Raw genomic sequence first — 1,426 nt, 5'->3', positions numbered from 1 at the left:
TTTATGCTCAAACCGCCTTGGCGGTTGCTATAGCCCTTTTCTGTCACTTTCCGGAATAAGCAAGTAGTAAATAACTGAAATTAAGCAGAAGAGAAAAAAGGTTTAAATTGGTTCATTGTACAAATTAGGTGATTAAATCCAAGCAATAAATCGGAATTTTGGAAAACATCTAGCCAGGGATAAATCAACCAAAATAGTAAGAGAGGTTGAACAATTAAACGAAGATTATTTAAAGTATTCTTCCATCCAGAACCATGATTCCATTGTTTATGATTAGAAAAATCTACACAATCAATACAAATACTGTCTTGTACCTCTGTTTCAATTTGAGGAGCTTGATTTAAGGATAAGAAAGGTGGAGAACTTAAACTAATCATTGTGTAGACACAAAAAATAATCTCCCACCATTTCTCAATATGTTGGAAATTTGTAAACCTGTAATCTGTCCAGCCCAGTTCCTGTTTACACTGCCGAAAACCATATTCTACCCATGTTCTTAATCCATATAGGTCGCCTAAAGTTTTCTTGAGGTTCCCTGAAAGATTAGTCATAACAAATGAAGTAGAATTTTCTGGCATTGTTTCTGGGTCAGTTGTTATTTACCAGTAAGTTATGGCTCTTCTTTTACCATAAACTATTTCTCGGATATATCTAGTTTCTGATTTTTGATTACTAAATCTTCTCTCAAATTTGCACCACTTATTCGCCCTAACGCTTTGGCCTGCTGGCAGCCAGACACCATGATTACTTCTTATTGCTACGACATAATCTAATTTATATTCAGCTAGTTTTCTCAAAAATTGGCTACTTTCACCATATAAACTATCTGCTAGTACCAATTCAATATTAAAGCCCTCTTCAATTAATTCTGTAATAATTTCTGATGCCAATTCTATTTTAGTTTTATATTTATCTTCTGCTTTTAGCGTCCCTTTCGGTTTGAATACTTTTACATTTAAGGGAAATGTTATATTAGAGGAAACTCCATAAGCATTAACTGAAACTATCCCATTATCCACTTTCCCTACACTTCCTAAATATTGTCTTGCTACATAATCAGTTTTTTTACCTTTTTTTCTATCTCCTGTTTCATCTATTACTACTGTAATCGCCTGACCATCTAGTGCTTCCTTGAGTTTCTTTAATCTTCGTTTTTTTAATTTATCTACTGACCAATTTGAATTCGCTAGAAAATGATGTAATGACTGTGCAGAGTTTATACTTACCACCTTCGCTATTTCTGGTAACGATTTTCTTTTTATCGTTGATATTATTCCCAAATGTAAATATTTAAAGCACTCATAATTTCTTACCTCTTTGAACAAGTCTTTATACTCTGCACAATATTCATCTACGATCGCAACTGTTGGGTGGGCGTCTCTTGCCAAATGTTTCAGGATTTGTAATTCTACATCCATTGCCCTGC

At 33.8% G+C, this 1,426-nt stretch carries 1 pseudogene; it reads right to left on the bottom strand.

Annotated features, from left to right (window positions below):
• Nucleotides 1–80: 80 nt before the first annotated feature.
• Nucleotides 81–1,418, bottom strand: a pseudogene (locus V5G28_RS24620) (IS701 family transposase).
• Between the last annotated feature and the right edge of the window lie 8 nt (nt 1,419–1,426).

This window comes from Scytonema sp. PRP1, from assembly GCF_036697665.2.
In the GTDB taxonomy this organism is placed as follows: Bacteria; Cyanobacteriota; Cyanobacteriia; order Cyanobacteriales; family Nostocaceae; genus Kalymmatonema; species Kalymmatonema gypsitolerans.
Note: the sequence above shows the minus strand (reverse complement) of the source record. Positions and strands in the feature narration are given on the sequence as shown.